Origin of the sequence: Streptomyces sp. IBSBF 2435, assembly GCF_036815005.1 — a bacterium.
Lineage (GTDB): Bacteria > Actinomycetota > Actinomycetes > Streptomycetales > Streptomycetaceae > Actinacidiphila.
This window is the reverse complement of the sequence record NZ_JAJSYW010000022.1, coordinates 22084-45956: the sequence shown is the minus strand read 5'-3', so window position 1 is coordinate 45956 and position 23873 is coordinate 22084. Positions and strand designations below refer to the sequence as shown.

Here is a 23873-nt window from a genome sequence, read left to right as displayed (position 1 = left end):
GGCGCCGGGTTCGCGGGGAGCCGGGTCGCGGGGCGGGGCGACGCCTCGAACGTAAATCAGCCCGCGCGGCCCCGCGATCCGAGATCGGCCGAACCGCTGACCACATCAGGGCCGGTCAACGCGCTGAAGGCGGCGGTGAGCGCGTCCAGCGCCGCCGCCACGTGGGGAACGGCGAGCGGGTCGGCGGCGGCCAGCGCCGTACGGCGTTCGCCCTCGGTGCGGCCGTGCAGGACGCCGGTGGAGATGCGCACCCGGGGTTCCGCAGGGTCGTCGCCGAAGCGGTGGCCGCCGGGTACGGTCCTGCCGAGCGCGGCGGTGAGGTGCTCCTCCAGTGCGGCCGCGTCGAGGTCGGGGGTGCGCAGCGTCGGGTAGAGCTGGAAGCCGGCCTGCGGCGGGCGGCACACCGCGCCGGTGCCGGTGATCGCCCGGTACGCGGCGGCGGCCGTCCTGGCGTGCAGGCGGTTCGCGGCGGCGGCAAGCTCGGTGACCTCGGCCGGCTCGCTGAGCACGTACGCGGTGGCGGCGGCGACCTGCGCGGGCAGTACGGCCCGCAGCGCGGCGAGCGCCGCCGCGGTGCGCTCGCGCCACGCGGTGCCGTGGGCGGTGGCGGGGAAGCGGGCCAGAGCGACGGGCACGGCGGCGGGTGCCAGGCTGGCGCCGAGGTCGGTGAGGACGACGGTGTGGTCGGGCAGCATCTCGGCCGGGCTGAGCAGCACGGTGTCGCGGTGGTGCAGGGTGTCGGAGTACGTCTCGTCGGAGACGACCCGGAGCCCGGCCTCCGCCGCGGCCTCGCAGGTCTCGTGCAGCAGTTCCGGCGCGGTCACCGTCCCGGTCGGGTCGTCGGCCGCCGAGAGCACCAGCAGCCGCGGGTCCGCGCCCGCGGCCCTGGCCCTGCGCACCGTCTCCAGCAGCGCGAACGGGTCCGGCACACCACCGCCCTCGGGCGCGCTGCGCACCGCGTGGACGGGTCGGCCGACCAGCGCGGCGACCGGCGCCTGCCAGGCGGGGGCGGGCCGGGCGAGCACCGCGTCGCCGCCGGACGCGGCAAGCAGTGCGAGCAGCAGCGATTCGGCGCCGGGGCCGGCGAGCACCTGGCCGGGGCCGCTCCACATGCCGCGCCGGGTGAAGTGGCCGCACGCGGCGTCCAGGAGGCGCGGCCCGCCGCCCGCGGGTTCGCTGCCGGTCGTGGCCGCGGACAGGTGGGCGGGCCAGTACGCGGGTACCGGAAGGCCGGGCTCCGGCCGCACGTCGTGCGGCAGGGTGGTCGGCATTGCGCACCTCCGCTGGTAGGCGCCCCGTGAGCCCACCTTCCCTCGCCGCGGCGCTTCCCGCACCAGCAGCGCCGGTCGACGGGGGGCCGCACCGGGTCAGTCCCCCAGCAGCGCCGGGAGTTCGCGCATGTCGTCGAAGACGGTGGTGCCGGGGCCTTCGAGGCGGTGCGCCGGGGTCAGGCCGCCGCAGTAGCCGTAAGCGCGCATGCCGGCCGCGCGTGCCGCCGCGACGCCGTAGGGGCTGTCCTCGACGACCGCGCAGCGCGACGGGTCGAGACCCAGCGTGCGGGCCGCGTGCAGGAAGAGGTCGGGGGCGGGTTTGCCGCGGGCGACCTCGGAGGCGCTGAAGATGCGGCCGGCGAAGCGCTCGTACAGCCCGGTCAGGCCGAGGGTGTGGCGCAGGCCGGGGTGGCTGGTGCTGGAGGCGACGCAGGTCGGCAGGGTGAGGGCGTCGAGCGCTTCGACGATGCCGTCGACCGGGGTCAGTTCCGCCTCGAAGGCGTCGCGGTAGAGCTGCCGGTGGCGGGCGTCCCAGTCGTCGGGGAGCGGGCGCCCGAGGTGGGCGGCGATGTCGGCGGCCATGTCGGCGAAGGAGCGGCCGACGAAGCGTTCCACGATCTCGTCCTCGGACAGCGGCCACCCGAGGTCGGCGAGCATCCGCGCGTCGATCCTGACGGCGATCTTCTCGCTGTCGACCAGGACCCCGTCGCAGTCGAAGATGACCAGGTCCGGGCGTCCGAGGCGGGTGTCGTTCACCCGAGTGAGCGTACCCTGCGCGTGCACCGCCCGGCCCTGGGTAACCGGCAGGCATGGCATACCCATGGAAGAACTGGGACACGGCGCTTTTCGCCGAGGTGGCGGGCCGGCACTGGCCGGGCGCCGAGCCGGTGCTGCCGCGGTTGAGCCGGGCTGCGAACCACGGGCGGCTGTGGTGCGCGGTCGCGGCGGGCATGGCGGTGACGGGCGGCAGGGACGGGCGGCGGGCGGCGCTGCGCGGCATGGGGTCGCTGGCGCTGGCGTCGCTGACGGTCAACACCGCGGGCAAGGGCGCCGTGCGGCGTTCCCGGCCGCTGCTGGATGCCGTGCCGGTGATACGGCGGCTGAACCGGCAGCCGGTCACCTCGTCCTTCCCCTCCGGGCACTCCGCCTCGGCCGCCGCCTTCGCGGTCGGTGCGGCGATGGAGTCGGCGGGCTGGGGCGCCGCGGTGGCGCCGCTGGCGGCGAGCGTGGCCTTCTCCCGGATCTACACCGGGGTGCACTACCCGAGCGATGTGCTGGTGGGCTGCGCGCTGGGGGTGGGCGCGGCGCTGACCGTGCGGGCGCTGCTGCCGCCCGCGCCGGGCACTCCGGAGCCGGGTGCCGCGGCGCGGGCGCCGTCGCTGGCAGGCGGGCGCGGGCTCCAGGTGGTGGTGAACGCCGCCTCGGGGCCGCCGCCGCTGCTGACCACGCCCGAGGTGCGGATCGCCGCGGCGCTGCCGGAGGCCGGGGTCACCGAGTGCACGGAGGACGACGACCTGGCGGAGGCGCTGGAGAAGGCAGCGAGGACCGCGGTCGAGCTGGGCGGCGCGCTGGGGGTGTGCGGCGGCGACGGGACGGTACGGCTGGCGGCGGCGGTCGCGCTGCGGCACGGGCTGCCGCTGGCGGTCTTCCCCGGCGGGACCCGTAACCACTTCGCGCTCGACCTGGGCCTGGCCACGGTGGAGGACACCGCGGCCGCGGTGCTCGACGGGCGGGCGGCGCGGGTGGACGTGGCCCGCACCACGGTGCTCGACACGCCGGACGGGGTGGGGGAGCCGTTCCTCAACACGTTCAGCATCGGCTCCTACCCGGACCTGGTGCGGGTGCGGGAGCGCTGGTCGCGGCGGGTCGGGTCGTGGCCGGCGAGCCTGCTGGCCGCGGTGCACGTGCTGCGGACCTGCGAGCCGGTGGACATCGAGATCAACGGCAGGCCGCGCTCGGTGTGGCTGCTCTTCGCGGGGAACTGCCGCTATTCGAGCGTGGGCCTCGCGCCGGTGCGCCGCCGCGACCTGGCCGACGGGCGGCTCGACGTGCGGATCGTGGACGGCGGCCCGTACGCCAGGACCCGGCTGGTGGGCGCGGCGCTGACCGGGGTGCTGACCAGGTCGCCGGTCTACGAGGCCGCGGCGGTGCCGAGGCTGCGGGTACGGGTACCGGGGCCGGGCGTCCATCTGGCGTGCGACGGCGAGGTGGCTCCTGCGCCCCGGGAGCTGCTGCTCGACAAGGTCGAAGGCGGGCTCGTGGTCTACCGCGGCCGGACCTGAGCGCACGGCCCTGAACGCATGGCCCTGAACGCACGGCCGCACCGGTCCGCCAGTGCTGCGCGGGGCCGGTGCGGTGGTCCGCCGGGTCGGTCAGTTGGTGCCGCCGGCCAGACCGGCCAGGGCGCGTACGCCTTCGCCCGAGATGCTCAGCGCGTCGGCGTTGCCGGTGTCGATCGAGAGGATCAGCTCGTCCGACGGCCAGGCACCGCTGAGCGCGGCGAGCTGTACCAGCCGGTAGCGGCGGGTCGTCGGCAGCGCGTCCGCCATCCGCGTCTCGGAGGTGAAGACCGGCACCAGCTGCCTGCCGTCCTCCTGCTCGTAGACCGGCAGCTGGATCTCCTGGGGCGGCTCGGCGCCGCCCATGACTTCCGGCTCGTCGTCGAGGCCCGGCACGGGCAGCAGCACTTCGCTGACCGCGAGGGTGCTGAGCGCGATGACGTTCTCGCTGCCGCTCGCGATCTCGTGCAGCGCGCGCTGCGCGGGGGGCAGGGCGCCGTTGGGGCTGATGTTGTCGGTCATCGCTTCTGTGTCCTCTCGCCGCGGGGGCTCGTCCTACGGTTACGGTCACTGGCTGAACCCGGCGCGTACCCATCCACCGGCGGACCATGCCGTCCGACCGGCGAAATGACGTTGACCAGGCCCCTCCCTGGCCGGTTAGCGTGCGCGCATGGTCGCCACGAGCCCCGCACCCACTGTCCTCGAAGGCCGCCACGTCCGGCTGGAACCGCTGGATCCGCCCGCGCACGCCGCCGCGCTGTTCGCCGCGGGCGGTGGTGATGAGGACGTGTGGCGCTGGCTGCCGGTGGAGCCGCCGCGCAGCGAGGACGCGATACGCGCGCTGGCGGCCGGTGTCGTCGCCGGTTCCGAGGCCGCCGGCGGGCTGGCCTTCGCGGTGCTCGACCGGGCCGGCGGGCAGGCGGTCGGCTGGACCACCTACCTCGATGTGAGCACGGCCGACGAGCGGCTGGAGATCGGCTGGACCTGGTACGGGCGGGCGTACTGGCGTACGGCGGTCAATACCGAGGCGAAGCTGCTGCTGATGGGGCACGCCTTCGACGATCTGGGCTACGGCCGGATCTGCTGGAAGACCGATCTGCTGAACACCCGCTCGCAGCAGGCCATCGCACGGCTCGGCGCGGTCCGGGAGGGAGTGTGGCGGCGGCACCGGCTGCGGTCGGACGGGGTGACCTGGCGCGACACCGTCTTCTTCTCGCTGCTGGCCGACGAGTGGCCGGACGCGCGGCAGCGGCTGCGCGCCCGGCTGGCGGCCTGACCCCGGCCGGCGGGCTGGCCCGGCGGGCTGGCGGGCCGTGCGAGCAGTGGGTGCCGGGGCGGTCACTCGTACTCGGTGCCGCCCTTGCGGGTCAGATAGGCGTCGCCGACCACCTTGGCGATGGCCCGGCCGCCGATGACGGGGCTGTAGGTGTCGTCGGCGGTGCGTACGACGACGCCCTCGCGTATGTGCGCGCCCCGGCCCGAGACGGTCTCCCGGCCCTGGGCCAGCTCAAGGACCCGGTCCACATCGAAGGGGCCGTGAAAGAGGCGCGGCACGAGCGGCAGCTGCCCGACCGGGAGCTCGGCCGGGTCGAGCCAGGTCAGCCGGCCGCCGATCTCCGCGCACACGTCGAAGGCGGCGTAACCGGGCAGTGCGCGGCGCGCGTCGACCCCGTAGCCGAGGTCCTGCACACCGCTGCCGTAGACCTCGCCGTAGATGCCGATCCTGGTCGCGCCGAGCTTGCCGGCCAGGTCGGCGGCGAGCTGCGGCAGGCCGTGGCCGCGCACGGCACGCCAGTAGAGATTGCCGGGTGCCTCGGTGAGGGCCAGTCGCTGCGAGCCCAGGCCCTTGGAGGTGACGTGGACGGCGCCCGAATCGGCGTGGAAGGTCAGGCAGCAGGCCGTACCGTGCAGTTTCTCGGTGACGGTGACCAGGTCGCCGGGCGCGAAGATGTCCGGGTGGCGTTTGAGGTTCTCGATGTCGATCCACGGCAGCAGGTCCGGCGCGGACTCCACGTCGCCGCTCATCGAGACCGGCACCGGAGGCACCCACTTGGTGATGCCGAGCCGCTCGGCGAAGTCCTCGTCCGCGGCGGACGCGCGTGCCAGGTCGCTGCCCTCCAGCGCGGCCGGGCGGCACACGATGCCCTGGGACAGCTCCCCGCGCAGCCGTACCGCCTTGACCCGGTTGGCCGCGCCGCCCGCGAGCCGACCGGTGAGGCCGAGTTCGGCGATCAGCGGGTCGGGCAGCACCGCCTGCTCGGGGATGTACACCGCGAACTCCCCCGTGCGGTACGCCCCCTTGGCGACCACCGCGCGATACAGGCCGACCTGTGCCAGCTCCAGCGCGTCGGCGTCCGGGTGCTCCACGATGGTCAGCTGCTCGGCGGTCACCCGCAGTGTGGACATGGCTGTCCCCCTCCCCCGACTCCCCCGTCGGTACGGCGTCGCCCCCTGGTCAGGGGGCGCAGCGACCACTGTGACGGGAGGTGCGCGGGCCGGGCCACCGGTTTACCGCCGCGGGCGGTCGGCGGCCCGCGCGGCCGACTGCCCGTCAACTGCTGGGCGTCTCAGCTGTCGGGACGCATCAGGAAGTCGTAGTGGGCGGGCAGCGGGTGCTCGGCCCGGGCCGCGGCGCGCACCGCGTCGGTGATCTCGCCGTCGCCGGCCAGCAGGACTTCCGCGACGGCGTACCAGGTCTCGTTCAGCTCCTCCGCGCCCTCCCGCAGGTCGGTGACGACGATCCCGGCGTCCAGCAGGGCGCGCGCGCCGGCCGCGTCCCCCCGGGCGAGTGCGGTACGGGCGCGCAGCAGCCTGATCCGCCCGTCGTCCAGCGGTACGGTCCCGCCGAAGGCCGGCTCCGCGATGATGCGGTCGGCGTCGGCGGCCCGGCCGGCGGCGAGCAGCACGGGCACGGCCTCGACGAGCAGCGCGCGCTGGACGGCCCGCGCCTCGGGTCCGTACTGCCCGGCGCCGGCCCTGAGGCTGTCCCAGGCCGCCGTGTAGCGCTCGGCGGCCTGCTCCGTCCTGCCCGCGGCGGCGTCGGCGACCGCCAGCGCGCGATGGCACCACGGCGAGGGGTGGGCGGCCAGCGAACGCTCCCAGCTGCGGACGGCCTGCGCGCGGTCGTCCGCGGCCCACTGGGCTATGCCGAGGTAGTAGTCGCGGAACCATTCGTTGCCCGGGTAGGTGTCAGCGGACTCCAGCAGTTCGCGCCACTGCGGTGAGACCAGGCAGGGGCCCGGCGCGGCGCCGGCGGCCGGCCGGGGGAAGACGCCGGCCACCAGCAGTTCGAGCCAGGGCTTCTGCGGGTCACCGAGGGTGCTGGGCTCGAAGGGGGTGCCGGGCAGTGGGAAGTGGCCGCGCGCGATCTCCAGGGCGCCCCACCCCGAACCGGTGGCCAGGATGTCCTTGGGGTCCGCGTCGGCGTGCGCGAGCCAGTCGGCGTACGCGGTGTCGACGGTCACGCGCGGCAGGGCCGCCTCCAGCCGGGCGGCGGCCTCGGCGCGGGCGGTGGCCCAGTCCTCGGCGTGCACCAGGTCCGGGTCGGCGCTGAGCGGGCCGTAGGTCTCCAGCCAGGAAAGGTCGGTGTCGGCGGGCATCGGGATGTGCTCGAACTGGGTGCGGGCCAGGCCCGCCTGGATCTCCAGATAGCCGCCGGTACCCGGCTCGGTGAGCCAGTCCTGCCAGCGCCGGCCGCCGCTGCCCCGGCCCCACAGGAAGATCTTCCGGCCGCGCAGCAGGTCGGTGGACGTCTGGACCAGTCCGTGGCCGTCGCCGTCCAGCGCGGTGATCCAGCGGCGGTCCTCGCCGCGGATGTCGAGGAAGTAGTCGGCCGGGTGCTGCGAACCGGTGGGGTAGCTGACGTCCGGGCCGCCGGGGGCCGGGGCGGGCAGCCCGACATGGCGGAGTGCGCGCCGGTGCCCGAAGTGCCAGGCGGCCTCGGCGGGGGCCAGCACGCGGGTGCGGTCGGTCTCGGGGACCGCGGTGTTGGACCACCAGTAGGCGGGGACGGTGCGGTCGTGCGGATTGCGGACCCGGATGCCGACGTAGAGGAAGTCGGAGTCCTCCGGGAGCCACAGGTCGATCTGGAAGGCCAGGTCGCGCAGCCGCTCCCACTCCCACAGCCGCAGCATCTCGCCGCCGTCGGGCGCCGGCACCCGGCCGGCGTGCAGCGGGACGCAGGTGTGCGCGGCATGCCCGGTGGTGCCGAGATTCCACTCGACCCCGCCGGAGAACCAGGCGCCGGCCAGCGCGAAGTCCGCGGGCTGGAACACCGGGTTGCGGTAGAGCAGTTCGCGCCCCGTGGGCTTGTGGAACAGCGAGTACAGCCGCCCGCCGAGGCCCGGCAGCACCGTGGCGCGCAGCCGGCTGTTCTCGATCACCAGGGCGTCGAGCTCGGCGGGCTCGCGGTCCCGCCCGTAGCCGTCGAGCAGCCGCACCGGGAGCACCGTACTCATCGGTCCGTACCCGATCTGCCGTGCCATGTCGGCGGGCAGCCCGTCGAGGTCGGCCGGGTCGAGCCGGTGCAGTTCACCGCGCGGGCGCAGCGCGGGCAGTGGATTCTCCGGTCCGAGCGGGGCGGCCGGAATGCTCACCTTCGTACTGCGCACGGTCGTAGCCAAGGCCACCTCATCCGGTTCGTCGGGTACGGCTCGGCCGCCGTGGTCCGCGGCGGCGGTCGTCGGGTGTGCGGGACCTGACAGGACCAGCAGGGCCGACGATCACCATGGAACAGCCTTCGCCGCGCTCTGAACAGGCCCTGCCCGAGTCAGGGTTGGGCAAAACTGCCGTAATCGGTCACCATGGTGGCGGGCTTGTCGGACTCGCCCCCGACCGGGTTGGTTGTCGGTGTTCGCTGCTACAACGGAGCCCATGACGACGTCGCCGGAGCCGCGGTTCGAAAAATGGCTCGACCAGATCGAGGAGCGGTCCGCCGCCCTGCGGTCCGCGGCAGGCAAGGCGCCCTCCGGCAGCCGGATTCCGGCCTGCCCCGACTGGACGGTGCCGGACCTGCTTGAGCATGTCGGCGGGGTGCAGCGCTTCTGGGCCGCCACCGTCGCGGCCGGTCCCGCGCCCCGTCCGCCGGCCGACGGCGAGGTGCCGGACCGCACGCCGACCGGTGATCTGCTGGAGTGGTCGGCGCGCTCCACGGTGGCACTGCTCGGTGCGCTGCGCGCAGCGGGTGCGGACGCGCGGTGCTGGACCTGGTGGGCGGACTCGGGCAACGCCGCCACGGCCGGCGCGGTGGCCCGGCACCATGTGCAGCTGGCGGCGGTGCATGTCAGGGACGCCCAGGACGCCGCGGGTGTGCCCGAACCCCTGCCGTCCGGGCTCGCGATGGATGCGATCGATGAGTTCCTCCATGTCGGTTTCGGTTCGATGGACGGCTGGCCGCACTCCCCCTCCCGGGTCGCGCTGGTGGCGGACGAGGGCCGGACCTGGACGCTGATCCTGGACGAAACCGGCGCCTCGGCCGTCCGCAGCGCGACCGGCGAGGGCAGGCCCGAGGCCGACGCGACCGTGTGGGCTCCGGCGAGCGACCTCCTGCTGGCCCTCTACCGCCGCGTCCCCTGGGACAGCGGCACCCTGCGGGTGACCGGCGACGACGCCCTCGTACGGCAGTTGGTGGTCTGGCCGCCGCTCGACTGAGGACGTACCGTCCTGATAAAGGGGTGATGCCCATGTCAGGTCGAGGGTGGCAGGCGGCCGGTGTGACGGGTGTGGCGCTGCTGTTGATCGCGGGCTGCTCATGGGGCGGTCACCACGACCCGCCCGGAGCGGCACTCCCCACCGGATCCCCCGAACCCCCGGTGGGCAGCATCGACCACCCCCGCCCGGTCGACTGCTTGGACGGCGCGACTCCGCTGCCCGGCAGCGGGACCGGCTCGGCCTCCGCGACCGGCCGCCCCTGGTCACCGCCCGGCTCGCCGTCGCCCAGCCCGGGACGGGACGACGTGACGGTCGGTCCGCTGACTCTGCGCGGTCTGCGCGGTCTGGCCGGCGGCGACCAGGGCGCGCACGGCGTGCGCAATGCGGACGGCTGGCACTATCTGATCGGCACCTCCGTGCGGGACGGCGGGGCGGTGACCCTCACCATCGGCGCCGAGCAGCGTGCCCGGGCGGGTCTGGAATTCGGCGGCAGCCAGGGCATGGCGCCCGCGCCTGCGGTGACCTTCCACGGCTGTGCTGATGCGGCGACCTCCTATCTGGGTGCGTTCTTCGTGGCGGGCGACGGCAAGGCGTGCGTGCCCCTGGACATCCGGGTGGGTGATGGCGCGCCGCAGCGGGTGGTGATCTCGTTCTTCGACGGCGAGTGCCCTGCATAGGGTGGGCCCATGACCGAGCCGCCCCTTGGACACACTCCCGACGCCGAGCACGAACCCGCCCACGACCCCGAGGTGCTGCAACTGGCCGCGCAGGTCTTCGACCTGGCCCGGCAGGGCGACACCGCGAAGCTCGCCGCGTACATCGACGCCGGCGTCCCGGCGAATCTGACCAACGACCGCGGTGACACGCTGCTGATGCTCGCCGCCTATCACGGTCATGCGTACACCGTCAGGGCGCTGCTCGCCCGCGGCGCGGAAGCCGACCGGGCCAACGACCGCGGCCAGACCCCGCTGGCCGGCGCGGTCTTCAAGGGCGAGCAGGACGTGATCGGTGCCCTGGTCGAGGCGGGCGCCGACCCGGCCGCCGGAGCGCCGTCGGCGATCGACACGGCCCGGCTGTTCGGCAAGCACGACCTGCTCACGCTCTTCAGTGCCGGGTGACCCCCTCCCGGCCGAGCGGCGGATGACGCCCGGTCAGGCGATGGCCTCGGTGCGCCGGGCGAGTCGGTCCGCGCCCTGCTCGGTCAAGGAGCCGTGCAGCCGCAGCCGGGCTATCCCGCCGTCCGGGAAGATGTCGACCCTCACATGGGTGGCCGGCCGCGGCTCAACAAGGAAGCGGTGGACCGTGTCGGGCTGCAACCGCACCCGGTCCAGCAGCCTGACCCATCCGGAGCCTTCTCCCCCGCCCGGCCCGGCAGCCTCGGAGCCACCGCCCGGCCCGGAACCTTCGCCGTCCCTGATCCACAGCTCCGCCCAGCCCGCCGCATTGCCCTTGAGATACCCGGTGTCGATCTCGACAGCGCGGATCTCGCCATGCTCGACCAGCCGATAGCTGATCCAGTCGTGCCCGAGGTCGCGGCGCCGCCGGGTCTCCCAGCCGTCGTCCATCTTCTGCGAGCGGCCCGGCAGGATGGTGTGCTCGGGCGGTGAGTAGAAGCGGTCGGAGGCGTCCTCCACCGTCCCGCCGTTCTCCAGCGCCACCATGTCGAACGTTCCCAGGCCCGCCAGCCACGCCGGGTCGGGCACCACCTCGCCCAGCACCCGCAGCCGCGCCACGCCGCCGTCCGGATACTGGCGCAGCCTCAGATGGGTGAAGCGGCGCTCGACATGCACCGCGAAGGCGTTCTCGGCGTGGCCGCCGACGGCGGTCCGCGGTATCACCTCGGTCCAGCGCACCGCCGGATCCAGCAGCTCGTCCGGCGACGCCCACGGTGACGCCGCGACTGCTTCCACCGACACCGCTTGCGGGTAATTCCCCCGGAAATGCGCGGTGTCGACGATGACCGCGCGAATCACCCCGGGTGTCCCCAGCCGGATCAGCGCCCAGTCGTGGTCGGCCGGGTCGGGGTGCGGCATCTGGTCCGACGCCCCGCGCCGCCGCCTGGTCTCCCAGCCGTCCATGATCTTGCCCTTGTGCCCGAAGCGCTCGGGATCGAAGACGGCCGGACCCCGTACCAGCAGATTCTCCCGATCGGCGAAGAATTCGTCGTTCGCCGCGATCACCCCCGCGCCGAGCCTGCGGTCGGCCAGGTCGGCGAATCGCGCGAGCCCGGCCGGGCCCAGGTCCGTACTTCGGTAGTCCGCGAACGGATTGCCGCCCGCGTACGGGAGCGCGTCCCCGGTGAAGGACGTCAGCGCGGTGAACGTCGCCCCTGCCTCAGCGCCCGTCCCGGCACTCGCGCCCACACCCACGTCCGACCCCGCGCCGGCCACTGTCCTTGTCATCGCCCGTCCGCCTCTCTTCGGTTTCTCTTCGCTCGCCTGCTCCGATCTCTTTCTGTCCTCCACTCTCCGATGCGACCACCGTTCACGTCCATCGAAACTTACTGAATAGATCTTTCAGTTGTGCTGTACAGTGGGTCGAGGTCGGCGGCCTGCCGCAGTGTGTCGAGCATCCGCCGCAACAAGGGTGCGTCCTGCGCCCCGCCGCGTACCGCCCCGACGATCCGGCGGCGCGGCCGGTCCGCCTCCAGCGCCCGGACGACGACCTCCTGGCGCAGCCCGCCCGCGGTCGCCATCCGCGGCACCAGCGCGATCCCCATCCCGGCCGCGACGAGCGAGAAGATCGCCGGCCAGTCCGTCGCCGCATGCGCCTGTTCCGGCACGAACCCGGCGTCGGCGCAGGCCGCGAGGGTGAGGTCACGCCACGGCCCCCGGCTGCCGAAGATCCACGGCTCCTCCGCCAGCTGCGCCAGCCGCGGCGCGGGCGCCGCCGCCAGCGGGTGGCCGGGCGGCAGGGCGATGTCGAGCGGATCGGTGAGCAGCGGGAAGAGCACGAAGCGCGGGTCCCGAGCGGTCGGCGCGTCCACCGCGAGCGACAGCGCGAGATCGACGTCACCGGCGGCGAGCTGCTCGTACGCCTCGGCGGCCTCGGCCTCCCGCACCGACATCGTGATGCCGGGCGAGCTGCGGCGCAACAGGGCCGCGGCGGGCACCACCAGCCGGGTGATCGCGGTGGCGATGGTCCCGACCCGCACCACGCCGGCCTCTCCCTGCGCCCACCCGTCGATCTCGGCCCCGGCGCGTTCGAGCTGCGCGAAGACGATCTCGGAGTGCCGCAGCAGCAGGTGCGCGGCTCCGGTGAGCCGGACGCCGCGGCCCCGCGCCTCGATGACGGGCGTGCCGACCTGTTTGGACAGGGCGGCCAGCTGCTGCGACACGGCCGACGGTGTCATCCGCAGCACGCCCGCGGCGGCGGTGACGGTGCCCGTGTCGTGCAGGGCGCGCAGGATCTGCAGTTTGCGGAGGTCCCAGTCCTTCATTCAGCCAGCCTAAACATTCCCCGCCGGAACGTTCTGCCGACGCCCGGGCGCGGACCCCGGTATTCGGCCGGCCTCCGGACGCGGGCCGCGGTGCTACGAGGCCGGCGCGGTGCGCTCCCTGTGCTGCTGCGGGCTGACGCCGCGGACCCGCTTGAAGGCCGAGCTGAGCGCGAAGGGGCTGCCGTAGCCGACCCGGCGGGCGACCGAGGCGACGGTGGAGTCCGGTTCACGCAGCAGGTCGGCCGCCAGGGCGAGCCGCCAGCCGGTCAGATACGCCATCGGGGGCTCGCCGACCAGGTCGGTGAAGCGGCGGCCGAGCGCGGCCCGGGACACCCCGGTCCTGGCGGCCAGTTCCGCGACCGTCCAGGGGTGCGCGGGATCGTCGTGCAGCAGGCGCAGCGCCGGCCCGACGACCGGGTCGCCCTGGGCGGCGTACCAGGCGGGCGCGGCGGTCTCGGGCCGGGCGAACCAGGTCCGCAGCACCGCGATCAGCAGCAGGTCGAGCAGCCGGTCGAGCACCACCTCCTGACCGGGCTCGTCCCGCACGATCTCCTCGCTCAGCAGCGCGGGCAGCGGGCTCGACCAGGCGTCGCCCGACAGCACCAGCACCCGGGGCAGCGCGGACAGCAGCCGGCTGCTGATCTCGCCGCGCATCTGGTAGGTCCCGCTGATCATCACCGCAGACGCGGGCGACTCGCCGACCGGGCCGCCTGCCCCGCCGGGATCGTCGCCCCAGGTCCGCACCCCCAGGTCCATCCGCTCGCACAATTCGTCGCCGTCGGGATCGGTGGAGACCTGGCCCGGCCTGATGACGATCTGCGGTTCGGTGTCCCGGTCGCCCGCGACGGTGTACGGTTCCGGCCCGCGGATCACCGCGATGCCGCCGGGGCGCAGCAGTCGCGCCGGGCCGTCGTCGGTGCGTATCCAGGCGTCGTTGCGGACCATGTGCACCAGGGTCAGCGGCGCGAGGTCGGCGATCCTCACCGACCAGGGCGGGGTGAGGACCGACCGCAGCAGGAAGGCACCCCGCGCCCGCGGGCCGTCCAGCAGATTGGCCAGCGCGTCCATGGCCACAGCCTAAAGCTGGACGCCTGCGTATGGGGACGAGCTTTTCGGCGATGGCCGGGCCGAGGTCCGGGCGGATTCACTGAGGTCATGACGCAGAACACGCGCATCGCACCGGTCGCGCACACCCGAGTCCCCGCGCCGTATGCCACGCACCGCCCCACCCGAGGAGTTGTCATGAACGGCGACCTGCGCAGCCTGGTGCTGCTTGCCGCCACCCTCACCACCGGCCTGATGGCCGGCCTCTACTTCGCCTTCTCCGTCGCCGTCATGCCCGGTCTCGCGAAGGCCGGCGACCGCACCCTCATCGAGACGATGCAGCGCGTGAACGCGGCAATACTCAACGGCTGGTTCGCCCTCGCCTTCGGCGGCGCCCTGGTGCTCGGTGTGCTCGCGGCGGTGATGCACCGCGGCGGGGAGGGGCGGTCCGCGCTGCCGTGGATCATTGCGGGCGTGGTGCTCTACACGGCCTCGCTGGTGATCACCATGGGCTTCAGCGTGCCGCTCAACGACCGGCTGGCGGACGCGGGCGCGCCGGGGCGCCTGCACGATCCGGCGGCGGTACGGGCGCGGTTCGAGTCCACGTGGGTGCACTGGAACATCGCGCGGACCCTGGTCACCACCGGCGCGCTCGGCTGCCTGGCGTGGGCGATGCGGGTGGCGGGCAGCACGGGCCGCGCGTGATACGCCGGTACGCCCCGGCTCCGCCGGAGCCGGCGGCTGTCGCGACCGGCGAGGGGTGGGCCGCCACAGGGGAGCGGCCCACCCCTCGCGTGAGCGTCGACCGCTTGGGCGCCTTCCGTCAACGCCCGTCCGGCGGGCGCGTCCTGGCCCGGCGTCAGCCGCCGAAGGCGCCGTGCCGTCCCTCGCCCGCGACGAAGCGGGCCGCGCCTTGTGCCGCCTCGGCCAGGGAGACGCGGCCGTGGGCCAATTCCACGGCAAGGGCGGCGTCTTCCGGCAGTCCCTGCTGCTCCAGCAGGGCGAGCCGGTCGTGTCGCAGGCAGGTCTGCGGGAAGGCGGCGATCTCGGCCGCGAGTCGCTCGGCCGCGGCGCGGGCGGCGCCGGTGGGGACGACGCGGTCGGCGAGGCCGATGGCCAGTGCCTCGGCCGCGTCCACCGGCCGGCCGGTGAGGACGAGGTCCATGGCGCGGCCGGCGCCGATGAGCCGGGGCAGCCGCACGGTGCCGCCGTCGATCAGCGGGACGCCCCAGCGACGGCAGAAGACGCCGAAGACGGCGGACTCCTCGGCGACACGCAGGTCGCACCACAGCGCCAGCTCAAGGCCGCCCGCGACCGCGTGTCCCGACACGGCCGCGATGACCGGTTTGCCGAGCCGCATCCTGGTCGGCCCCATGGGACCGTCGCCATGCGCGACGCCGTCACCATGCGGTGCCGCGCCGTCGCCATGGGCCGCGCCTGCGGCGACGGGGCCGCCGGGGACGTCGGTGACGCTATTGCCGCGGGCGGTGCCGATCGCCTTGAGGTCGGCACCCGCGCAGAAGGTGCCGCCCTCGCCCCAGAGCACCGCTACGGCCGCTCCGTCGTCGGCGTCGAAGGCGCGGAAGGCGTCGGCGAGTGCCCGTGCGGTGGGGCCGTCCACGGCGTTGCGGGCCGCGGGGCGGGACAGCACGACGGTGGTCACCGCCCCCTCGCGCTCGATCCGTACGGCGGGTCCGTACGGTTCCGGCTGTTCCGGCATGGCGGCGGCTCCGTCCGGTCGGCGGGTCAGCGGTGTTCCTGTACGAGCACGGCGAGGGTGTCCGGTTCGAGTGCCCCGAAGACGTGGGCGATGTCGCCCGGGTAGGAGACGTAGTCGCCGGGAGCGAGTTCGACCGGGTCGTCCGCGATGCCGACCAGGGCGCGGCCGGTGCTGAGCACCACGTGCTCGACGACTCCCGGCATGTGCGGGTCGGACTCGCGGGCGGTGCCGGGCTGCGCGGACACCAGGTAGATGTCGCGCCGGGTGTGGGGCGGGGACGAGGCGAGCAAGGCGGCCACGTAGTCGCCGCGTTCGGCGGCGAAGGCGGGGCCCTCGCCCGCCCTGATGATCTGCACCCGGGGGCGGGGCGGTTCCACGAGCTGGGCGAAGGGCACGTCGAGGGTGACACTGAGCGCCCACAGCGTCTCCACACTCGGGTTGCCGGTGCCCGATTCCAGCTGGGACAGCGTCGACTTGGCGATGCCGGCGCGGCGGGCCACCTCGGCGAGCGAGAGGCCGACGCGGCGGCGTTCGCGCTGGAGCGAGGCCGCGATGACGGCGAGCGGGGGGCCGCCGGGAGATTTCTCTGCGTGCGCCACGCCACTCCTTCGTTCGCCGGATCGTTCGCCTTAGAAGTCGATGTGTTCGCCTTGACGAACGACTCCCCGAGTGTTCAGCATAGGCGACGACGCGTTCGACATGGCGAACAAGACGAGCTCCAACGCGCAGCCTGGCGCGGGACATTGCACTGGTGTACGCCGCCGACGCCGTGGTCGGGGTGTCCTTCGGCGCGATCGCGGTCGGGCTCGGCCTGCCGGCCTGGCTGCCGATGCTGCTGTCCCTGGTCGTCTTCGCGGGCGCGTCGCAGTTCCTTTTCGTCGGCCTGCTGGGCGCGGGCGGCAATCCGGCCGCCGCGGTGGCCGCGGCGCTGCTGGTGAACGCCCGTCATGTGCCGTTCGGCTTCGCCCTGGGCGACGTCTTCGGCGCGGGGCGGCTGCGGTGGATCGTCGGCAGCCACCTGATGGTGGACGAGACGGTGGCCTTCGCGCTGGCGCAGGACGAACCGGCCCGGCGGCGTACGGCGTACTGGTTGTGCGGCACGGGGCTGTTCATCAGCTGGAACGCCGGTGTGGTGCCGGGCACTTTCGGCGGGCAGGCGGTGGGCGGCACCGACACGCTGGGGCTCGACGCCGCCTTCCCCGCGGTGCTGATCGCCCTGCTGCTGCCGTCGCTGGCGACGGCGCCGACCCGCAGGGCTGCCCTCGCCGGGGTGCTGATCGCACTGGCCGCGGCGCCCTTCCTGCCCGCGGGCCTGCCCGTGCTGCTCGCGCTGGCCGGGGTCGCCGCGGCCGGCACGCGGCGCGACGGGCGCCGGGCCGCCGCCAAGGGGCCGCGATGAGCACGGGGCAGGTCTGGTGGCCGCCACCGCGGTCCTGGGCGCGGGCACCTTCGCCTTCCGCTTCGCCGGTCCCGTGCTGCGCTCCCGGATGACGCTGCCGCCCCGCACCGAACGGCTGGTGGGCGTCGCGGTGGTGGTGCTGCTCACCGCGATGGTCGCCACGTCCGTGCTCACCGACCCCGCACACCTTCGCCGGACCCGCCCGGCCCGCGGGGGTGGCGGTGGGTGCGCTGTGCGCGTGGCGCGGGGCGCCCTTCCTCGCGGTGGTCCTCGCAGCCGCCGCGACCACCGGCGTGCTGCGGCTGCTCGGCGTGTCGTGAAGGCCAAGCCGGGGACGATCGCGCCGGGCCGGCGGCAATGTGGCCGAACTCGGAGGTGACAGCAGGAATGCAGGCCGTGTTACGTGTCATGTCTCCGTCGCTTCACCCACGGACGACACCGTTCTGACGGAAAGCCACCCCCACAGGAGGACACACGTGACCGGTCCGCTGACCCGCCGCCTTCCGCTCCGCCCGCGCGCCACCGCGCGCACCGCGCTGCTCGGCGCGCTCGCCGCCTGCCTCGCCTTCACCGTCGCGGGCCCCGGTGGCGGCAACGCTTCGGCCGCCGACACCGATGCGCTGCCGCTGTCCGGCACCACCATGTCCGGGCTGCACAACACCTACGATCCCGCCGCGTTCACGTATCTCGCTCAGGCGCTCGACTCGGGCACCTCCATGATCGAACTCGACGTGTGGGACGACTTCCTCACCCAGGAATGGAAGGTCAGCCACTCCAACCCGACCGGGAACAGCAACAACTGCGTCAACGCGTCCTCCGCCGCCCAGCTCTACACCGGCGGGGCCAACAAGGACCTGGAGAGCTGCCTGGACGACGTACGGGTGTGGCTCGGGGCGCATCCCGGGCACGGGCCGCTGATCATCAAGCTGGAGATGAAGGCGGGCTTCCAGGCCACCTTCGGGATGAGCGCCGCCAAGCTCGACCAGTCGATCAGCGCCCACCTGGGCAGTCTGGTGTTCAAGCCGAACGACCTGCTGAACAAGCCGGGCGGCGGGCAGTACGCCACCCTGGACGACGCCGCGAACGCCGGCAACTGGCCGAGCCGCGCCCAGCTCGCGGGCAAGGTGCTGCTCGAAGTCATCCCCGGCACGGTCGAGGAGGCCAACCCCACCGACACGCTGTGGACCGACAAGGAATACGCGGGCTACCTGCGGGACCTGCACACCCAGGGCAAGACCGCGCAGGCGAACATCTTCCCCTCGGTCCACACCGCCCAGGCGGGCGACCCCAGGACGCGGTATTCGGACAGCTCGCTGCGGCCGTGGTTCGTGGCCTTCGACGGTGACGCCGCCACCTATCTCAACGGCAGTATCGACACGAGCTGGTACGACACGCACCACTACCTGCTCTTCATGACCGACTCGCAGAATGTGGCGCCCGCGCTGGACGACGTGAATCCCGCGCCGGCCGACGCACAGGCCAGGGTCGCGCAATTGGCCAAGGCGCACGCCACGGTGGCCTCCAACGACTGGAAGGGCCTGAACCAGGTCCAGGCGACGGTCCTGCCGCGCGGCTGAGCCCGCGGCCGGCGGCCCGCCGTCCCTGACAGGTGCGCCCCGCGGTGGTCGGTCCGCCGCGGGGCGCACCGGCGGCTCAGGGCGCGGGTCTCAGCGCCACGAACCCCACGGGTCCCGGCGGCACATGGGCGAGCTGGACGGTGGTGCTCCGGCCGCGCGTGTGCACTTCGGCCCGGCCCGGCTGGCGGAAGCGCCGCGGCCGGGCGGTGGCGAACAGCGGCCCGTGGGCGCGGTCGGCGGACAGCAGGATGCCGCCGGTCTCCGCGTCGCTCAGTGCCCGCGGCAAGGCGTCGGACTGCCACGTCGCGGCATTGGCCGCGCTGCGGACCACCACCAGGTGCAGGCCGATCTGCTGGGCCACCGGCAGGAACTCGGCCAGCGGGGTGAACGGGTCGTCGCCCCGCGGCGCCACCACGTCGTAGTCGTCCACCAGGACGTACGCCTCGGGCCTCGGCAACCGGGGCGCGGCGGTCGCCCGGCGCGGCAGGGTCCGCACATCGGAGGCCCGCCCGCGCAGGACCTCGCACAGCTCGCCGATCTGCCCCTTGAGGACGTCGCGCGAGGCGGCGTGACTGAGCAGGTGGGGTCCTTCCACGGCGTCGGCGAGCGCCCCGCGGTAATCCACCACGGCGATCATGGCGCCGTCGGGCGGGTGGGCCGCCATGATGCCGCGGGCCAGCACCCGCAGCGCGTTGGTCCTGCCCGAGCCCGGCGCGCCGTAGATCAGCAGATGCTGCTCCGCGGTGAAGTCCCAGCCGACCGGGGCGAGCGTGCCCTCGGCGACGCCCAGCGGGACGAACCGCCGGGACGGCGGGGCCGCGGTGTGGAGTTCGGCGAGCGTGATCAGGCTGGGCAGCACCCGCACCTTGCGCACGGCGGGGCCGGGCGCGCTCTTGCCCACCTGCTCGGCCAGGGCGCCGAGCGCGTCGCCGAGCCCGTCGGCCGTGCCGCCGCCGTCGATGCGCGGCAGCGCGCTCCTGAAGTGCTGGGCGTCCGCGGTGATGCCCCTGCCGGGGGTGAACGTCGGGACCATTGCCGCGGCGGAACGGCCCAGTTCGGAGTCGGCGGGGTCGGTCAGCCGCAGCTCGTACCGGGTGCTGAACTGCTCGTGCAGGGTGCGCGGGATGTCGCGCCAGCCGTTCGCCGTGACGACGACGTGGATGCCGCAGCCGGACCCGTACCGCAGCAGGCTCTCCACCTGCTCTTCCAGCTGCTCGAACTCCTTGCGCAGCACCGGCCATCCGTCGATGACCAGCAGGAGGTCACCGTTCCCCGCCTCGTCGCCCGGGTCGTCCGCGCCGCCCGGCGCCGCGCCGGCGGCGGCGCGGTCGTCGTCCGGCGACCGGTGCCCGCCCTGCGCCGAGAGGCGCTCCTCGCGGGCCTTCCACACCCGCACCGCGTCCTCCACCACGGCCACCACCCGCTCCGGGTCCACCCGGTCGGCGATTCCGCCGACATGCGGCAGGTCCGCGAGACGGCCCAGGCCGCCGCCGCCGAAGTCGAGGCAGAGGAAGCGGACCTGCCGCGGGGTGTGTGTCAGCGCGAGCGAGCAGAGCAGGGTGCTGACGAGCGTGGTCTTGCCCGACTGCGGCCCGCCGACCACCGCCAGGTGTCCGCTGCGGCTGGACAGGTCGGCGACCAGCGCGGCGATCGTATGGTCCGCGGGCCGGTCGACCTGCCCGACCGGGGCCCGCAGCCGGCCGTACGCCGCCGGGTCGGCCAGTGTCGGCGCGCCCGGCGGGAGCGTGGTGAGCAGCGCGCCGAGGGAGGCCGGGGCGTCGAGCGGCGGCAGCCACATCCGGTGCGCGCGCGAGGTGACCCCGGCCATCCGGAACGCCAGCAGTTCGTACTCGGCGGGCCGCGGCTCGCCCACGACGTCCGTGAACGGCTGGGTGTACGAGGCGAAGGCGGCCCTGAACCGGGTCGGCGCGCCGTCGGCCAGCAGATAGCCCGAACCCGGTGCGGGCGGCAGGGAGGCCGCGTCGGAGCTGCCGAGTACGGCCGCGCTGTCCGCCGGGGAGAAGGCCCGCAGCGCGATCCGGTAGCCGAACGCGCCGATGAGGTCGCCGCGCAGGGGCGGGCCCAGCCGCTGGGCGCCCATCAGCAGGTGGATGCCCACGCTGCGGCCGGCCCTGGCGAGCGTGCGCAGGACGTCGCCCACGGACGGCCAGGCGGTCAGCAGCTCGTCGTAGTCGTCGATGACCACCAGCAGCCTGGGCAGCGGCGGCAGCGGCACCCCCGCCCACCGCGCCTGCTCGTACGCCCCGACGGTGGCGAAGCTGCGCTCCCGCAGGATCTCCTGACGGCGGCTCATCTCGCCGGTCAGCACCTGCTCCATCCGGGTGACGAGATCCGGCTTCTCCGCCAGGCTTGTCATCAGTGCCGAGGTGTGCGGGAGCCGGCCGAAACCGGCGAAGGCGGCGGCGCCCTTGTAGTCGATCAGCGCGAAACTGATCTCCTCCGGCGGGTGGGTGAGGGCCAGCGCCATGACGACGGTACGCATCAGCTCGGACTTGCCGGAGCCGGTGGCGCCCACGCACACCCCGTGCGGCCCTGCGCCGCCCTGGGCGCCGTCCTTGAGGTCGAGCAGCACGGTCCCGCCGCCCTCCGTGACGCCGACCGGCACCCGCAGGAAGCCGTGCGGGCGGGCGCCCTGCCAGGCCGCGCCGGGGTCATAGGCGGCGGGCTCCGCAATGCCGAGGAGCGCGGCCAGCCGGGTCTCCGCCTTCAGCGGGTCGGCGACGGCCTGCGGCTCGGCCGGCGGCGGGGCGGCCCATTCCGCGGTGATCCGCGCGCCGAGCGCGCCGAGCGCCTCGCGGTCGCCGCCGTCCTGAACCATCCGCGGCGCGGCGATCCGGAAGGGGCGGCCGTCGGCCAGGCCGCGGCCGGTGGACAGTGTGGCGGAGAGCACCGGGTCGTAGCGCGAGCCGCCGGGGTCGTCCAGGGCGAGTTCGTACCGGGTCTCCAGGACGCTCAGCAGCTCGCCGGGCAGCGTGTCCCACTGCCGGGCGCTGACCATGACGTGCACTCCGCAGTACAGCCCCACATTGGCGATCCGCTGGATCTCATGGGCGAGAGCGGGGCGGGTGAGGGCGAAATCGAGCCACCCGTCGATGACCAGGAAGATGTCGGCGTGCCTGCCGGGCGGCAGCCCGCGGGAGGCACGCAGCGCCCGGAAGTCGTCGGCGGACTCCAGGTCCAGGCTGCGGAAGAGGCTCTGCCGGGCGTCGGCCACGGCCTGCGCACCGGCCAGCACCGCCCCGACGGTGTCGGTCTCGTGCGGCGCGGCGACCTGCCGGACATGGGGCAGGCCGCGCAGCACTCCGAGGCCGTTCACACCGCCTTCGAGCAGTAGGAATTCCGCCTCGTCCGGGGTATGGGTCAAGGCGGTGGCCACCAGCAGGGTGCGCAGCAGCGTCGTCTTGCCGCTGCCGGTGCGGCCCACGACGGCGGCGTGGCCCGCACGTCCCGCCAGGTCGGCGGTGACCGTCCGGGCGCCGCCGCGGTGCTCGATCCGCCCGACCGGCACCTCGAAACGTGACGCGCCGGGCCAGCCTTCGCAGCGCAGCCCCTGGTCGGTGGTGACCACCGGCGGCGGCAGCAGGTCGGCCAGGATCAGCCCGTCGCGGCCCGGCACGGGGCCGTGCCCGCCGCGGCCGTGGTGGGCGGCGGTGGCGTAGGCCAGCTCCACCCGGCCGCTGCAGGAGCCCTTCTTGGTGGGTTTCTGCTCCTCGCCGAGCTGGGCGACGACCGCGTCGAAGACGTAGCCGTACAGCTCGTCGGGGGTGATCACGCCGTCCCGGTCGGCGTCGGCGGCGCCGGTGCGCAGGCCCTCGATGACGGCGGCGGTGAAGACCGAGGCGGGCTCGCCGTTGTCGGTGAAGCGGGTGCCCTCGTAGGCGTACGCCAGGCTGGTGGTGGAGGTCAGCACGAAGGTGCCCTTGCCGACCACCTCGCGCTCGACGTCCACCCTGCGCTCGGCCCGCGCGGTCAGGTCCCGGGTGAACAGGCCGCTGAAGCAGCAGTCGAGCAGGACGATCTTCGCCGCCGCCTCGCACTCGTCGAGCAGGTCGTGCACGAACGAGGCGCGGATCGCGGTGGTGTTGCGCCGCGACAGCCGGGTGTCGACGGTCGCGAAGAACAGCCGGTCGGCGTCGTTGGCCAGGCCGTGGCAGGCGAAGTAGAGCAGGACCAGGTCGTCGGGGGCGCGGTCGGTCAGCAGCTCCTCGACGGCATCCTCGACCTCGGCCTTGGGCCGGTTGAGCAGCACCCGGACCAGGTCGAATCGGCCGACCGCCGGATCCTCCAGCAGCCGGGCGAGCCGGTCGGCCTCCCGCCCCGGCGCCCTGAGCTGGTTCAGTCCCGGGTCGGCGTAACCGTCAGTCGCGACCAGCAGTGCGATCCGCCGACCCACCTGCCGTATCCCCTCCGCCCGTGTCCTGCTGCGGCGCCGCACTGTCCGCGGCGCCGGCATCGGCATCGGCGTTGGCCCATGCCGCGGCCAGGGCGACGAGTTGGTCCGCCGGGACACCGGTGCCGGACGCGGTGACGGTGCCGGTCCGCCCGCCGACCTGCCAGCTGACGGTGGCCTGGGTGACCGCGGACCGCTCCAGGCGGCGCAGGATCACATCGACGACGGCTTTCACGGTGGCCGCCGAGAACACGCCGCTCACCACCAGGGTGCCGAGCTGCAGCGCCGCACCCGCCATGGCGCCGTCCGGCACCTCTGCTGCGTACGCGCGCCGCACCAGCAGTCCCGTGGCCTCCCGCAGGTCGCCCCGCAGCCGCCAGGTCAGCCGGTCGACGCGTTCGGCGTCCACCGCGGGCGCGGCGCCGACAGTCAGCTGCACATCGGCCATCGCGCGCCCGCCCCGTTTCCTTGTCCGCCCGGCCGCCGTGTCCGCCGACCGTTCACGGCAATTGTGCCAAGGCCGGGACGCGGGTGCCGGTGATCGGCGAAGTCGGTACGGCCGCGGCCGAGTTGCCCGGGCCGGGCGGAGGAGGCCGCGGGTCTACGCCTCCGGCTCCGGCCGTACGCCGGTCGGGCTGAGGTGCAGGGCCGCGAGCCTCCAGTCCGCGCCGTCCGCGACGATCATCTGGGTGACGCGGAAGTGGCCGTCGACGTCCCGCCCGTCGTAGACGCTCTGCTGGCCCTGTACGCCCACCGCGACCGCCGCGCGCCCGTGCCTGCGGACCGTCACCTCTTCCCAGGTGAAGGCGTCGTGTATGAGCGCGCCCGAGGCATAGCGGTCGATCCACTGCTTCTTGTCCAGGACGAAGCCCTGCGGACCCACCGCCGTGAAGTCCTCGGTGAGCATGGCGTCCAGCGCGGCCACGTCGCCCAGCCGCTCGGCCTCGGTCCATTGCCGCGCGAATTCGGCCAGCTCCTGGTCGTGGTCCATGCCGTTGCCTCCTGTGCGCCCGTGGGGAGATGGGCAATCCCTCTTGCCCCCTTCAGACTCCCGCAACGGCGCGGATGTGACATCGGCCTGCGG

Annotated in this window: 21 protein-coding genes and 1 pseudogene; 9 read left to right on the top strand and 13 right to left on the bottom strand. The window is 74.3% G+C overall.

Annotated features, from left to right (window positions below; translation table 11 throughout):
- Positions 1 to 56 precede the first annotated feature (56 nt).
- Together V7E46_RS06825 and V7E46_RS06820 are read right to left on the bottom strand one after the other, a co-directional pair.
- A complete protein-coding gene (locus V7E46_RS06825) occupies positions 57 to 1271 on the bottom strand; it encodes an aminotransferase class I/II-fold pyridoxal phosphate-dependent enzyme (protein ID WP_333767569.1) in 1215 nt (404 codons plus the stop codon).
- Positions 1272 to 1367: 96 nt separating this feature from the next.
- Positions 1368 to 2027 carry an HAD family hydrolase gene (locus V7E46_RS06820; RefSeq protein WP_333767568.1) on the bottom strand — a complete coding sequence of 220 codons (660 nt, stop codon included), beginning with the start codon at positions 2025 to 2027 and terminating at the stop codon, positions 1368 to 1370.
- A gap of 53 nt (positions 2028 to 2080) precedes the next feature.
- Between V7E46_RS06820 and V7E46_RS06815 the strand changes: the two genes are divergently transcribed.
- Entirely contained in the window at positions 2081 to 3553 is a 1473-nt protein-coding gene (locus V7E46_RS06815; protein ID WP_333767567.1) for a bifunctional phosphatase PAP2/diacylglycerol kinase family protein, read from the top strand.
- A gap of 90 nt (positions 3554 to 3643) precedes the next feature.
- On the opposite strand, the gene V7E46_RS06810 is transcribed toward V7E46_RS06815, so the two are convergent.
- A complete protein-coding gene (locus V7E46_RS06810; RefSeq protein ID WP_329173456.1) occupies positions 3644 to 4072 on the bottom strand; it encodes an SseB family protein in 429 nt (142 codons plus the stop codon).
- Between the two features lie 148 nt (positions 4073 to 4220).
- On the opposite strand from V7E46_RS06810, the gene V7E46_RS06805 reads away from it, so the two are divergent.
- Positions 4221 to 4826: a GNAT family N-acetyltransferase gene (locus V7E46_RS06805; protein WP_333767566.1), complete on the top strand. Its 606-nt coding sequence runs from the start codon at positions 4221 to 4223 to the stop codon at positions 4824 to 4826.
- Positions 4827 to 4888: 62 nt separating this feature from the next.
- Here V7E46_RS06805 and V7E46_RS06800 read toward each other — a convergent pair whose 3' ends face one another.
- A complete protein-coding gene (locus V7E46_RS06800) occupies positions 4889 to 5956 on the bottom strand; it encodes an RNA ligase (ATP) (protein ID WP_333767565.1) in 1068 nt (355 codons plus the stop codon).
- 161 nt (positions 5957 to 6117) lie between these two features.
- Positions 6118 to 8172 (bottom strand): DUF5107 domain-containing protein, encoded by a 2055-nt coding sequence (locus V7E46_RS06795; protein ID WP_333767564.1) that lies wholly within the window; start codon positions 8170 to 8172, stop codon positions 6118 to 6120.
- Positions 8173 to 8422: 250 nt separating this feature from the next.
- On the opposite strand from V7E46_RS06795, the gene V7E46_RS06790 reads away from it, so the two are divergent.
- The 3 genes from V7E46_RS06790 to V7E46_RS06780 are packed head-to-tail and all read left to right on the top strand — an operon-like array spanning position 8423 to position 10317.
- On the top strand, positions 8423 to 9199 hold the full coding sequence (locus V7E46_RS06790) for a maleylpyruvate isomerase N-terminal domain-containing protein (RefSeq protein WP_333767563.1): 777 nt from the start codon (positions 8423 to 8425) through the stop codon (positions 9197 to 9199).
- A 32-nt stretch (positions 9200 to 9231) separates the two neighbouring features.
- Positions 9232 to 9876: a hypothetical protein gene (locus V7E46_RS06785; RefSeq protein WP_333767562.1), complete on the top strand. Its 645-nt coding sequence runs from the start codon at positions 9232 to 9234 to the stop codon at positions 9874 to 9876.
- A gap of 9 nt (positions 9877 to 9885) precedes the next feature.
- Complete coding sequence (locus tag V7E46_RS06780) at positions 9886 to 10317, top strand: ankyrin repeat domain-containing protein (RefSeq protein WP_333767561.1); 432 nt, start codon at positions 9886 to 9888, stop codon at positions 10315 to 10317.
- Positions 10318 to 10350: 33 nt separating this feature from the next.
- Here the strand turns inward: V7E46_RS06780 and alc are convergent, their stop codons facing one another.
- The 3 genes from alc to V7E46_RS06765 form a co-directional block, all read right to left on the bottom strand.
- The gene (gene alc / locus V7E46_RS06775; protein ID WP_333767560.1) at positions 10351 to 11601 is read right to left on the bottom strand and encodes an allantoicase; all 1251 of its coding nucleotides are present in this window, start codon (positions 11599 to 11601) and stop codon (positions 10351 to 10353) included.
- Between the two features lie 98 nt (positions 11602 to 11699).
- A complete protein-coding gene (locus V7E46_RS06770; protein WP_333767559.1) occupies positions 11700 to 12638 on the bottom strand; it encodes a LysR substrate-binding domain-containing protein in 939 nt (312 codons plus the stop codon).
- A 93-nt stretch (positions 12639 to 12731) separates the two neighbouring features.
- Positions 12732 to 13706: an AraC family transcriptional regulator gene (locus tag V7E46_RS06765; RefSeq protein WP_333767558.1), complete on the bottom strand. Its 975-nt coding sequence runs from the start codon at positions 13704 to 13706 to the stop codon at positions 12732 to 12734.
- Positions 13707 to 13880: 174 nt separating this feature from the next.
- Here V7E46_RS06765 and V7E46_RS06760 point away from each other — a divergent pair, with 174 nt between their 5' ends.
- Positions 13881 to 14387, top strand: a complete 507-nt coding sequence (locus tag V7E46_RS06760; protein ID WP_333767557.1) for an anthrone oxygenase family protein — start codon at positions 13881 to 13883, stop codon at positions 14385 to 14387.
- Between the two features lie 154 nt (positions 14388 to 14541).
- Here the strand turns inward: V7E46_RS06760 and V7E46_RS06755 are convergent, their stop codons facing one another.
- Positions 14542 to 15402, bottom strand: a complete 861-nt coding sequence (locus V7E46_RS06755) for a crotonase/enoyl-CoA hydratase family protein (RefSeq protein WP_333767556.1) — start codon at positions 15400 to 15402, stop codon at positions 14542 to 14544.
- A 26-nt stretch (positions 15403 to 15428) separates the two neighbouring features.
- Positions 15429 to 16001, bottom strand: a complete 573-nt coding sequence (locus tag V7E46_RS06750) for a helix-turn-helix domain-containing protein (RefSeq protein WP_333767555.1) — start codon at positions 15999 to 16001, stop codon at positions 15429 to 15431.
- Positions 16002 to 16153: 152 nt separating this feature from the next.
- Between V7E46_RS06750 and V7E46_RS06745 the strand changes: the two genes are divergently transcribed.
- The 3 genes and pseudogenes from V7E46_RS06745 (at position 16154) to V7E46_RS06735 (ending at position 18378) form a co-directional block, all read left to right on the top strand.
- Positions 16154 to 16801 (top strand): AzlC family ABC transporter permease, encoded by a 648-nt coding sequence (locus tag V7E46_RS06745; RefSeq protein ID WP_333767554.1) that lies wholly within the window; start codon positions 16154 to 16156, stop codon positions 16799 to 16801.
- Positions 16802 to 16817: 16 nt separating this feature from the next.
- Positions 16818 to 16976 (top strand): annotated as a pseudogene (locus V7E46_RS33840) (AzlD domain-containing protein); the annotation flags it as partial.
- A 301-nt stretch (positions 16977 to 17277) separates the two neighbouring features.
- Positions 17278 to 18378 (top strand): phosphatidylinositol-specific phospholipase C domain-containing protein, encoded by a 1101-nt coding sequence (locus tag V7E46_RS06735; protein ID WP_333767553.1) that lies wholly within the window; start codon positions 17278 to 17280, stop codon positions 18376 to 18378.
- 76 nt (positions 18379 to 18454) lie between these two features.
- On the opposite strand, the gene eccCb is transcribed toward V7E46_RS06735, so the two are convergent.
- From eccCb to V7E46_RS06720, 3 genes are all read right to left on the bottom strand, one after another.
- Positions 18455 to 22792, bottom strand: coding sequence for a type VII secretion protein EccCb (gene eccCb / locus V7E46_RS06730; protein ID WP_333767552.1), 4338 nt, complete (start codon positions 22790 to 22792; stop codon positions 18455 to 18457).
- Positions 22758 to 23237: a hypothetical protein gene (locus tag V7E46_RS06725; RefSeq protein ID WP_333767551.1), complete on the bottom strand. Its 480-nt coding sequence runs from the start codon at positions 23235 to 23237 to the stop codon at positions 22758 to 22760. Before V7E46_RS06725 ends, eccCb begins: the two co-directional genes overlap by 35 nt.
- Before the next feature lie 153 nt (positions 23238 to 23390).
- Complete coding sequence (locus tag V7E46_RS06720) at positions 23391 to 23780, bottom strand: nuclear transport factor 2 family protein (protein ID WP_333767550.1); 390 nt, start codon at positions 23778 to 23780, stop codon at positions 23391 to 23393.
- Between the last annotated feature and the right edge of the window lie 93 nt (positions 23781 to 23873).